Below are 11,316 nucleotides of genomic sequence, written 5' to 3' on the forward strand. Positions count from 1 at the left end.
GTTTTTCTGGTTTGAAAAAACTAAATATATTTTTATTAGGTTTGATAAGTTCTTTATATATTTTGTAAACTTTTTGATTTTGTTTATTGTATTTATAAATAAAAACATTTTTATAACAATCGCCGTTTATTTTTTATCAGTACTAGTGATTGGCGAGATTATTTAATATTTAGGAATTTTTGGTAACATAACTCAAAAAATATATATTTACAATTAAAAATTACTAATATAAAAGGGAGGATTATAATCTATTAATCCCCCCCTTTTTACCAAAAATATTCTATTATATAATCATATAAAAATTTTTATTTAATTCAAACTTAAATAATATTTTTCTCATAAAAACTTAATTTTTTTATAAGATAAATAAAATATTTTTCTTTACAAATGAATAGGTTTATCCACGGCTCCTAAAAAAGTTTCTAAATTTAATTCTGATAAAGTTGGATGAGGATGAATTATTTCTGTGGCGTTATACGCTGTACCATTAAAATGCATTAAAGCTCCGATTTCGGTAATTAATTCTGTAGCATTATAAGCATAAATATGCATACCTAAAATTTGAAGTGTATTTTTATCAACAATTAATTTTGCAAAACCTTCCAAATCACCATCAGCATGAGCTTTACCTATTGCTTGAACAGGCATTTTAGAAATTTTATAATTTAAATTACGTTCTTTGGCTTGTTGTTCTGTGCAACCAATAGAAGCTATTTCAGGAAAACTATAAATACATGAAGGAACATGATCATAATTAATAGGATTAATTTGATCTTTTAAATTTAAAGCATGATGTGCAGCTATAATACCTTCATGACTTGCAACATGAGCTAACATATATTTACCATTAACATCTCCAATAGCATATACATCAGATATAGAAGTTTGTAAAAAATTATCAGTCAAAATACCATTTCTATCCATAGTTAAATTTAATTTATCTAAACCTATTAAATTAGGTTTTGTTCCGACAGCCATCAAAATAATATCTGCTGTTTCTTGGCATAAATTTTGTTGATATTGGTAATAAACAGTATTTTTATCAATCTTAATTACATTAGTTTCTGTCATAACATTGATATTGGCATTTTTAAGATTTTTAGTATAAGCAATTATAATATCGTTATCCATTGAACTAATAATAGATTTTTGTTTTTCTAAAATGATCACTTCAGATCCGAATTTATTAAAAATAGTAGCAAATTCAACACCTATTATCCCTCCACCTATGATAATTATTTTTTTAGGAAAGGTTTCTAATTGTACTAATTCTTTACTGGTATATAAATATTTATCTAAATAAGATTCTTTAGCTCCTGGTATAGGAGGTATAAAAGCATGAGAACCGGTAGCTATAATAAGTTTTTTAGTTTTTAAAATTTGATTATTCACAACAACTTGATAAGCATTTACAACTTCTGCTGAACCAAAATAAAAATCAATTGATTTATTTTTTTTCAAAAGAAAAGCTATTCCATTAGTCAAAGTTTTCACAATTTTATCTTTACGTTGTAATACAGATTTCCAATCAAAAGAAATATTTTCTATATTATTTAATCCGAATTGACTAGCATTTTTGCATAAATCCCAAACTTTAGCACTTTTTAAAAAAGCTTTTGTAGGTATACAACCATAATTTAAACAAACGCCACCTATTTTATGTTTCTCAATTAAAGCCACTTTGGCACCTAACTGAGCAGCTTTGATAGCTGCAACATAACCTCCTGGACCGCCACCTATAACTAAAATATCATATATTTGTTGCATATCATTAAAAAACCCGCTTTACAATTGAAATATTTTTTAATTAAATAAATTTAAAACAAAATAATATAATAAAAATAAAATTTAAAACATTAATTTTTTTTAACATTTATTATTAGAAATTAGTCACTAATAAATATTCAAATATTCTTTTTAAATTCTTGTAAAATTATAAATTTATAAAAATATCATTAATAGAAAATTAATAAGTTTATTAACAAATACGAATAGATTATTTGCGTTTCTTTAATAAGATTTGTTTACCATCAAATATTAAAATCAGCCCCCCCGTTCAAACCGGACAAACAAGTTTCCAAGCACACCGCTTTCCCTAATTTACTCTCTTCCGAGAACTAATTTTGCCTTACAGCTATTCTTATTGTTCTTATTTTTCTGATATCATGTATTTGTTGGTTGATTATCTTCCGATGACAAACTTTACGCAATACCTTTATTCTTTTATTCATAATCCTTTGGTGATTTGCTTTGCGAATTTTCCCAATATGATAAATTTGGAGTTGGGTTGCTTTGTCGCAATTCTCACAACGTTTCGCCTTTAGACGGTCAGTTAGATTCGTACAACCTTGGAATATGTATTTGTTGGTAACATCGAGATTTTTCTTATAGTTGCGCATTTTTTTTGATTTCATCCCAAGAATAGATGACCCATGGTTCATATTGAGTTTTCCTTTTATTAATATAAGAAATATCCCAAGTTGAACCTATCTTAAGTTTCTTCCAAGTTCTGGCAATTGAAATTTTCCGTTTTCTTACCAATGTCTTCAAACAGCTATCTTCAGCTAGATAATTTAGATGGGTTAAAACACCGAGATTGTTAGCTAAACAAAAGTATTGGATAATTTCTCTAACAATTATTTTATAGGTCTGGATTATTTCTAATTCGTCTCTATCTGCTAATGTTTTGTCGTGTTTCACCTTCCTATTCCTTAACCAATTGTATTCTACTCCATATTCTTCAGCTTTCGATTTGGAAATTTGTATTTAAACCTTGCCATTTAAGGAATTCTTTGCGGCTTTCTCTTTGCGAGTTTTATTAGTGGGGTTTACCTTTATCATGTAGAATAGAAACCTAGTTCTTTTGTTGGCTTTGATAATTTTTAATTTGTTGTTTGTGCTGATGGTAAGTTTTAAATCCTATGATAGCTATCGAGTTACTTGGTTTTTAATTCTTTCAGCTTGGTCATATTCACCTTTAACGCCAATGATAAAATCATCAGCATAGCAGATATATTCAACTCTTGGTTTCGGGTTTAGGTTGATAAGACAATCGATCTCCAGTTTGTGGTGTTGGTTTTTAAGCCATGCTTTCCAGTATTCTGGGTTACTCTCTTCCTAATTAGCTTTCCCTCTTTAATTAGCTATCACATTTTTAAGTCAATGTAATGTAAGTATACATTGGCCAACAAGGGGGAAACAATCCCTCCTTAGGGAGAACCGGATAAGGATTTGTATTTGATACTATCTTCTATGGAACCGGCTTTCAGCCATTTGTAAATGGTTGAAAGGATTTTATTCTTTCTAATGAACTAATTTAAGGTTCTCATGATAATCTCGTAATTGATCGCATCAAATTAGCCTTTTAAATCAATTTTGACAATATAATCAATTCCTTTAAATCTTTGTTTGACACGTTTAATGATGTCATGACAAGATTTTTTGGTTCTAAATCCAAAGTTCCATTCCGAGAAGATATTTTCGAAATAAGGAGTTAGGAGTTGTTCGAGACATTTCTGTATCAACCGACCTTTGATGGCGGGTAAGCCCAAGGATCTGGTTTTTTTTATTATCATCGGGAATAAGGATTCTTTTGACCGGTTTCGGGTTGTAACCGTTGTTGACGTATTCCAGATGGTATCTTTTTAGTTTCTCTAAATTATTTCCATTGATGGTTTTATTGTCAATTCCGGGGGCACCCGCTCCTTTGTTAGTGTCTATTGAATGCTGTTAACGTATTATAGAAATTATTCATTCCTTTCTGGAGTTCTCTTTTTAAGAGTAACCGTTTGATGAACAATATTGAATTTTATTCAATGTTCGTGAAAGTTTAGTTTCTGGTGAAACCTTCGTTGACATAATTTATCAACTCCTTTCTTGATGCCATTAAATTTATTACATCTTCTTATCTTTCTTAGGATTATCCCAAGAATCATTTGGTAACAAAATCATCTTGACTAACTACTTCCATCACGAACCACTTTTGTCATTATTTCTTGTTTCCTTTGAGAAAATGTTCTTTATCACTCTAGTTCTTAATGAGATAAAACAACATTTATTTCTTTTAAAGCTACCTTATTAATCTCACAACAAATACTAATAGTATATTTTTATAGATTATAAATCAAAATCATAATTATAACTTTATATAAAATTCATCAAATAAACGATAATATTTTCGATAAAATATTTTTATAATTATTCAATCAAAACCGATGGATTATTAAATAAATCTTTAAAAGAACTTAAAAATCTAGATGCTATACCGCCATCTATAATACGATGATCAAAACTTAAAGACAAAGGTAACATGTAGGCTTTTCCAATATTACCGTCTTCCAAAACAACAGGTTTTAACTTCATTACACCCATACCTAAAATAGCTACTTGAGGAAAATAAATAACAGGAGTTCCATAAGAAACCCCAAATGTTCCCCAATTACTTAAAGTAAAAGTTCCATCATTAATATCTTTATAAACTAATTTTTTATCTCGAGTACGTTGAGATAAATTTTGAATAGATTCTGCAATTTTCCAAATATTTAAATTATCAGCATCTTTAATATTAGGTACCATTAAACCATCATCAGTATCTACAGCTATACCTAAATTAATATATTTTTTAATTATAATTTCTTCTTTTTGATCGTCAAAAGTAGAATTAAAAATAGGAAATTGTTTTAATAATTGAACTAAAGCTTTTGAAACAAAAGCTAAATAAGTTAGTTTTATATTTGATGTTGAATTTTTAGATTTTAATTCAGCTCTTAAATCGACAACATTATTCATATTAAATTCTTCCATTAAAGTAACATCTGGAATAATAGCTTTAGAAATAGACATTTGTTTTGATATAGCTTTACGTAAATTAGAAATTTTTTGAACTTCTACTCTATCAACATCTTGAAATTTATTATTTTTTTTATCTACATCTGACATATATTTCATCCCCTTGTATTATTTAAATTTATAAATATGTTTATTTTTCGTTATCTATTTCTATAACCGCTAAAACTTGATCCAATTCTACTTGATCTAAAGGAGAACATTTTATTTCTAAAATAACGCCATCTACAGGAGAAAGTAATGTATCAGATAACTTGTCATTTTCAATTTCAAATAATCCTTGACCTTCTTTTACTTTATCTCCAACTTTACAAAGACATTTGGTTATAGTTCCCTCATGTAAACCTTCACCTAAATCATGAAATTTAAATTCATACTTTTGTTTATGTTTCATAACAATTAAACCTACTTCTTTTTTGATTTTGTGTACAATAAAAAAACAATTATTATTTTATTTATAATCCGAAATACTAGAATGCTTATAATATTTAAAATATAAACTCATTTTTTATAACTTATCAAACATTTTTCTAATATAATAAATAATTTTAGTAGGATTTAAAACTTGATGATATTCTCCTCTAGCTAAAGGAGTTATAATATCGTGGCCTGTAATACGTACAGGAGCAGTTTTTAAAGCATCAAAAGCATATTCATTTACTAAAGTAATTATTTCTCCTGCCGGACCATAAGTTTTAGTAGCTTCATGAGCTACTACTATCCTACCAGTTTTTTTCACAGATTGAACAATAGTTTCTTGATCTATAGGAGTAATACTTCTTAAATCAATTAATTCAACAGAAATATTATCTTTTTGCAAAGATTCAATAGCATTTAAAATCACAGGAATAGCAGATGACCATCCTACTATAGTAACATCAGAACCTTCTTTAACTACTCGAGCTTTACCAATTTCTATTTCATAAGGTTCTACAGGCACTTCTTCTCTACGAGCACGATATAAAACTTTTGGTTCTAAAAAAATCACAGGATCATTACATTTTATAGCAGATATCAATAATCCTTTAGCATCGATAGGATTAGATGGGACTACTACATGTAATCCTGGAAAAGAAGCTAACATACCTTCGATAGATTCAGAATGATGTTCTAAAGCTTTAATATTACCTTGTATTGTAGTTCGAATTACCATTGGAACTGTAAAATTTCCACGAGTACGATTACGTAATCTCACAGCATGACAAAATAAATCTTGTAAAGCTGGAAAAATAAAACCTTCAAATTGTATTTCTGCTATAGGACGAAAACCAGCTAAAGCTAATCCGATACCACTACCTAAAATACTAGATTCTGAAATAGGAGTATTAAAAACTTTTGACCTCCCGTATTTATTATATAAACCTTTAAGAACTCTAAAAACGCCACCTAAATTTTCAACATCTTCTCCAAACAAAATAACTTTCGGAATATTCTCTAACGCATAATCTAAAGTATGATTAATAGCTTCTAACATATTCATTTTTATAAAAGCCATAATTTTATTTCCCTTCTTCTGTTGATTTTAAAAATAATTCATAATCGTGTAACTGATTTTTTAATTGAGAAGTCATATTTTCATAAGTATGTTCGAAAACCTCTCTTGGTTCTACTATATTAGCGTAAGTTAAAATAGATTTATGAGCTTCTTTGATTTTCTCGATAACATCATTTTTAATTTTATTAATCAAATCATCTGTTAAAATATTTTTATTCATTAAATATTTTTGAAATCTTAAAATAGGTTCTTTTTTAAACCATTCTTCTTCTTCAACTTTAGAACGATATAAAGAAGGATTGTCGTTGGTAGTATGCCCTAATAAACGATATGTATATAATTCCAACAAAGAAGGGCCATTGCCGTTTCTAGCAGATTCAATAAAATGTTTGGAAGCGGTATAAACAGCTAAAATATCATTACCATCAACTCTTATACCAGGTATACCAAAAGCAATAGCTTTTTGAGCTAAACTTTCAGCATAACAAGCTACTTTTCTAGGGGTAGAAATAGCATATTGATTATTTTGAATAGCTACTACCAAAGGAACTTGAAAAACCGCTGCATAATTCAAACCTGCCCCAAATTCTTCACTCGCAGTACCGCCATCTCCAATAGTTGCTACTGTAACATCCTTTTTATTATCTAATTTACTAGCTAAAGCTAATCCAGCACCTATATTTATAGAACTACCAATAATAATATTAACAGGCAAAATACGTTTTCGAGAATCTATAGCTGAACCTCTTTCATTACCATACCAATAAAGCAAAATATTTTCTACAGAAACGCCACGATATAAAAACATTCCTAAATCACGAAAATAAGGAGAAATCCAATCATTATCTGCACAAGCTGCAGCAAGACCTATCTGACAAGCTTCATGACCTGTGTTTAACACATAAGAAAGCATACGTCCTTGACGCTGATATTGAAAGGCTGCTGTATCTGTTTCTCTAGTAAAAACCATAAATTCATACATTTTCAATAATTCTTCATTTGATAAATTAGGTTCAAATTCAGGATTAATTACAAAACCTTTTTCGTCTAAAACTTGAAACATAGGTTTTTGTTCTACATTATATAAAAAATCATCTATCTTTTTAAACAAAATTATAACTCCTTTATTTAACTTTCTAAATAATAATAAATATTAAATTATTTAACTTAAATTAATTTAAATAAAATCATAAAAAAACTCAAATTATTTAATCAAAATTTGAGATACATTCACTTCAATTAGTTGATTGGTTTCTATTTGATAATCAATCATTTTGTCATTCAATTCATCGGAGTTTAAAATCGGTATAACACCAAAATACAAAGATAACCAAGATGCTTCTTTAAGATTTGCAACTACAGCTAATATTGGAAAAGCAGAATGAAACTTAGAAATAATACAAGCATCTGAAAAATTATTGACTAAAATAGCTTTAGCATTTGTAATGTTAGCTAATTCAATTGCACCTAATAAAAATTTTTCCCTCCAAATTTTAGGTTCATAATAATTCAAAAAAACATCATAATCTAAAAATTTTTCCGCACTTTTATTAATATTATACATATATTGAACAGATTCTAAAGGATAATTTCCTGAGGCACTTTCGCCAGATAACATAGTAGCACTTGTGCCCTCTCGAACCGCATTGAAAACATCTGAAATTTCGGCTTTAGTAGGGCGGGGGTTTTTTTGCATAGATTCTAACATTTGAGTAGCTACAATTACCAGTTTACCTTTCTGAAGACATTTATCAATAATTTCGCTTTGATATAAAGGAACTAAAGTGCCATCAATTTCGATTCCCAAATCACCTCTAGCAACCATAATACCATCTGAAATAGCTAAAATTTCATCTATATGATCTATACCTTCTTGATTTTCTATTTTAGCAATAATTTTAAGATTATCACATTTATTCGATTCCAAAAGATCTTTAATATCTTGTATATCTTGAGCATTTCGGACAAAAGAAGCCGCGATATAATCATAATTTTGTTCAATAGCGAACAAAATATCTTTTTTATCTTTTTCCGACAAAAAAGGAATATTTAACTTAACACCAGGAACATTAACACCTCTTCGAGATTTAACTAAATGAGTATTTTGGGCTTTTGTGATTAACTCTTTTGTCGAATCATCCTTTTCAATCACTTGCAAAGATAAATAACCATCATCAATATTAATAAAATCACCTATATGTAATTCATTATAAAAATTCGGATAAGTTACAGAAAAAATTTTACTATTACCCAAAACTTCTTTTGAAGAAATTCTCACCAAAGAATCTTTATTTATTAAAACATTACCATCAAAATTATGAGTTCTAATTTCAGGACCTTTAGTATCTAACATTAATGCTACATACTTATTTAATTCTTGATTAATAGTTCTAATAATAGAAATTATTTTTTTACTAACATCATAATCAGCATGAGAAAAATTAAATCTAGCAACACTTAAACCATTAAAAATCATCTTTTTCAAAATTGTTTCAGAATAACAGGAAGGCCCTAAAGTGCAAATAATCTTTGTTTTATTCATAAATAATCATATCCCACTTTGCTTTTTTAAATTTACTTTAAAAATTAATCTAAAATTAAAAAATATTTTTACGTTTAAAAACCGATCATGATTAATAATTCAATAAAAAATTAAAATTACTACTATATTATAAATCTTTTTTTATTATTTGCAAATCTATAAAATTAACATATTTTAATAATTCTATAAAAATTATTTATCAAAAAAATATCCAAAATCAAAATTCCTAAATTATTATATTTTTAGATTTAATATAAGTTAATTTATCCTGTGAATAAAGAAATTAAATTAACAACAAATATTAAAATAAAAAAAGAAAAAAAATATTTAGTAATAATAAAATTTCTCATATTTTGATAACGGAATAAATCTATCAAAAAAGAAATTAATATAATAATTCCATCCGCAAAAAATAAAATATAATGTAAATTCAAATTAAATTTTTGTTTTAATAGTAAAAATATAATGTCAGTTCCGCCAGTAGAAGAGCCACTAGAAAAAATTAAACCACAACCAATTCCTATACAAAAACTTATAATTAAAGAAATAACTAAAAGCTTTAATAAGTTATTTTTCTTAATAAAAACTGGTAATAAATTAATGAAAAAACTCTTATCAACAGAATTTTTAGATAAAAATTTAATAGACCAAGTAAAAATTAAATTAAAAAAAATAGTAGTTATGAGAAAAAAGCAAGTATTAGGTAACCAAAAACCAAAAAACAACATAATAATTAAGCGAGAAACGATAATGCCTAAGGAATTACTAAAAAAATAATTTTGTTTTTTAGTCAAGCGATTATACAAAAAAACTTTGTCTAAAAAAAGCAAATTACTTTCCAATCCGCCTACTATAAAGTCTTCAGCTAAAATAAAAAAATAAATACTAAAAATTAACAATAATAAACCTAATATAATTTTCAAAATCGAAAATAAATAGAGAGAAAAAATATCATTTAACATTAATTTATAAAAAAAAGATAAAAATAACATAATCAAAATAAAAATTAATGAAATAATAATTTGTATAAATTTACTATTTTTCTTCATTTAAAAATATTCCAGACCTACCTTTCTTGTCTATAAATTAATATTTTGTTCGAGAAAATTTTTAATATTTTAAAATTAAAAATAATTAAAACATAAATAAATGGCGTGTTTTTTTGGATCGATTCATAAAAAAACAATAAATAAATATAAAAGTGACTAATATTTCAACATATTAGTCACTAAAAAGCATGAATAACCTAAAATAAATACAAATAATTGCATATATGTCCCTATTTTTTATATATAAAATTATATAAAATAATAACCAGAAGATATATTATATACAATCCAATGATAATAAGATAAATTAATCAAATTAATAAAGTAAAAACGAAAACACATATTCTTAAAAAAATAAAAAAATATAAATCTAAAAAATTAATCACATCATAATCGAAACAAAATTAATTTAAAAAATAATATAAAAATACGGATAGATTAATTGCGTTTTATTCAGCAATTTATATTTGCTGTTTTATCTACAATCAGCCTCCGTCCAAAAAGTGCAAGTAAATTTCCAAGCAAAACACCGATTTCCCTAATTAAATTACTTTCTTCTTTCGCCCTATAAGAGTGATTAACTCTCTCTTCTCGGTAAGCCGATTAACTAAATTATATCAAATTTAGGTATTACGCTTACGACTACTAAGAAGATTCTTTGTCCTTGACCGTCCGGGGTTTTATTTCCGGATTAGTAAACTTAATTACTTAGTTTTAGGATTCTCCAAGTTACGCTAAATTTCGACCTTAATTCCTTAGGTGAAGTATCCTCTTTAGCGAGACTGATTCCAGGTTTTATCTGATAAACTACTCAATACTATATCCTTATATTAGTAGCTTCTGAACTTTCCATTTAAGCAACTTCCAGGATAGGTTTGATTACATCAATTTTCCTTCTTAGGCCATTGCAGGCTTCTCCGTGGAGTTATTCGGTGGCGGGATCTTTTTGACTAATTTGCTTTCGTCGCAATCCGCTTTTATGATCTGCTATAATCTGAAATTCTTTTGTTTGTCAGACCGATCATCTCCTTTCAGGGTTTATCGGCTTTGGCTATTGGTTAAATAGCAGTAAATTTAGGCCTCTTTGGCACACATATTAAAAATGGAAAAATTCTATATTAATTGAAATACTACTTTTTTATCGTAACTTAAAAACAAGAAAAATGCAAATTTAAGATATTAAAAAAATATTAAATAATTTTTCAGAACTTAAAATTCTTTTCATGAAATTTTTTAATTTAATATATTTTAAATAATGTTTAAAATATTTTTTATATTTATAATTATCAAATATTCACACTAATTCTTAAAATTAATAAACTGCCAATCATTAATAAATAAACTTTCTTAGTTGGATATTGTTTTGTTTTTTAAAGAAATAAAAA

10 protein-coding genes are annotated in these 11,316 nt (G+C 26.7%); all 10 read right to left on the reverse strand.

Annotated elements, in window-relative coordinates; all coding sequences use genetic code 11:
- Positions 1-381: 381 nt before the first annotated feature.
- Entirely contained in the window at positions 382-1,767 is a 1,386-nt protein-coding gene (gene lpdA / locus OC698_RS01840) for a dihydrolipoyl dehydrogenase (protein WP_304513029.1), read from the reverse strand.
- A gap of 350 nt (positions 1,768-2,117) precedes the next feature.
- Complete coding sequence (locus tag OC698_RS01845; RefSeq protein WP_304513030.1) at positions 2,118-2,441, reverse strand: hypothetical protein; 324 nt, start codon at positions 2,439-2,441, stop codon at positions 2,118-2,120.
- A complete protein-coding gene (locus OC698_RS01850; protein WP_304513031.1) occupies positions 2,386-2,700 on the reverse strand; it encodes a group II intron reverse transcriptase/maturase in 315 nt (104 codons plus the stop codon). The genes OC698_RS01845 and OC698_RS01850 overlap by 56 nt, the downstream gene beginning before the upstream one ends.
- A gap of 656 nt (positions 2,701-3,356) precedes the next feature.
- Positions 3,357-3,575: a reverse transcriptase domain-containing protein gene (locus OC698_RS01855; protein ID WP_304513032.1), complete on the reverse strand. Its 219-nt coding sequence runs from the start codon at positions 3,573-3,575 to the stop codon at positions 3,357-3,359.
- 622 nt (positions 3,576-4,197) lie between these two features.
- Positions 4,198-4,947, reverse strand: coding sequence for a dihydrolipoamide acetyltransferase family protein (locus tag OC698_RS01860; protein ID WP_304513033.1), 750 nt, complete (start codon positions 4,945-4,947; stop codon positions 4,198-4,200).
- 31 nt (positions 4,948-4,978) lie between these two features.
- The gene (locus OC698_RS01865; RefSeq protein WP_304513034.1) at positions 4,979-5,239 is read right to left on the reverse strand and encodes a biotin/lipoyl-containing protein; all 261 of its coding nucleotides are present in this window, start codon (positions 5,237-5,239) and stop codon (positions 4,979-4,981) included.
- Between the two features lie 114 nt (positions 5,240-5,353).
- Positions 5,354-6,340 carry an alpha-ketoacid dehydrogenase subunit beta gene (locus tag OC698_RS01870; RefSeq protein ID WP_304513035.1) on the reverse strand — a complete coding sequence of 329 codons (987 nt, stop codon included), beginning with the start codon at positions 6,338-6,340 and terminating at the stop codon, positions 5,354-5,356.
- 4 nt (positions 6,341-6,344) lie between these two features.
- Complete coding sequence (gene pdhA, locus OC698_RS01875; protein WP_304513038.1) at positions 6,345-7,403, reverse strand: pyruvate dehydrogenase (acetyl-transferring) E1 component subunit alpha; 1,059 nt, start codon at positions 7,401-7,403, stop codon at positions 6,345-6,347.
- Between the two features lie 141 nt (positions 7,404-7,544).
- Positions 7,545-8,882 (reverse strand): pyruvate kinase, encoded by a 1,338-nt coding sequence (gene pyk / locus OC698_RS01880; RefSeq protein WP_304513036.1) that lies wholly within the window; start codon positions 8,880-8,882, stop codon positions 7,545-7,547.
- A 263-nt stretch (positions 8,883-9,145) separates the two neighbouring features.
- A complete protein-coding gene (locus tag OC698_RS01885) occupies positions 9,146-9,931 on the reverse strand; it encodes a YitT family protein (RefSeq protein WP_304513037.1) in 786 nt (261 codons plus the stop codon).
- Positions 9,932-11,316 lie beyond the last annotated feature (1,385 nt).

This window comes from Candidatus Phytoplasma gossypii (assembly GCF_030586975.1).
In the GTDB taxonomy this organism is placed as follows: domain Bacteria; phylum Bacillota_I; class Bacilli_A; order Acholeplasmatales; family Acholeplasmataceae; genus Phytoplasma; species Phytoplasma citri.

Bases quoted from the DNA above. Each gene is read 5' to 3' on its own strand.
- OC698_RS01870 (WP_304513035.1), bottom strand. From the start codon at position 6,340: ATGGCTTTTATAAAAATGAATATGTTAGAAGCTATTAATCATACTTTA.
- pdhA (WP_304513038.1), bottom strand. From the start codon at position 7,403: ATGTTTCAAGTTTTAGACGAAAAAGGTTTTGTAATTAATCCTGAATTT.
- lpdA (WP_304513029.1), bottom strand. From the start codon at position 1,767: ATGCAACAAATATATGATATTTTAGTTATAGGTGGCGGTCCAGGAGGT.
- pyk (WP_304513036.1), bottom strand. From the start codon at position 8,882: ATGAATAAAACAAAGATTATTTGCACTTTAGGGCCTTCCTGTTATTCT.
- OC698_RS01855 (WP_304513032.1), bottom strand. From the start codon at position 3,575: ATGATAATAAAAAAAACCAGATCCTTGGGCTTACCCGCCATCAAAGGT.
- OC698_RS01865 (WP_304513034.1), bottom strand. From the start codon at position 5,239: ATGAAACATAAACAAAAGTATGAATTTAAATTTCATGATTTAGGTGAA.
- OC698_RS01885 (WP_304513037.1), bottom strand. From the start codon at position 9,931: ATGAAGAAAAATAGTAAATTTATACAAATTATTATTTCATTAATTTTT.
- OC698_RS01860 (WP_304513033.1), bottom strand. From the start codon at position 4,947: ATGAAATATATGTCAGATGTAGATAAAAAAAATAATAAATTTCAAGAT.
- OC698_RS01845 (WP_304513030.1), bottom strand. From the start codon at position 2,441: ATGAACCATGGGTCATCTATTCTTGGGATGAAATCAAAAAAAATGCGC.